Source organism: Salinarimonas soli (assembly GCF_008386575.1).
Taxonomy (GTDB): domain Bacteria; phylum Pseudomonadota; class Alphaproteobacteria; order Rhizobiales; family Beijerinckiaceae; genus Salinarimonas_A; species Salinarimonas_A soli.
Window position 1 is genome coordinate 1 of record NZ_VUOA01000125.1, and the last position, 363, is coordinate 363.

At 46.8% G+C, this 363-nt stretch carries 1 protein-coding gene; it reads right to left on the reverse strand.

What is annotated here, in order from left to right:
• Positions 1-47: 47 nt before the first annotated feature.
• On the reverse strand, positions 48-363 hold a 316-nt coding region (locus tag F0L46_RS27650), incomplete at its 5' end, for a hypothetical protein (protein WP_149822400.1).

The window sequence follows — 363 nt, forward strand, 5'->3', positions numbered from 1 at the left end:
ATCATTTATTTCATTATTCATAAGCATGAAGCGTTGCCTTTGATTGTCTAGAAAGGTGTAACGAACCAGGAGAAGATGTCAGGGAGACCAGCTACTTCACCATCGTGTCCAAATGCCATACGGTCTCCCGAAGCGTCCACAATCCTACCGAGCTTCAAAGCATCGTTGTACTCGCGATTGTAGATGAAGAACAGGACGTCGTTTTCGTACTTCGTGGGCTGGAGGAACCACTGCTCCCTGGTGGTGTCGGCGGTGTTGGTGCCGAATATAATACGGTCTTGAGTGTTGCAGTCAGTCGTCGAACTTAGTTTCAAGTACTGGTTGTACTTAGTGTTGTGGATCTTGAAGTACACTCTGTTGTTC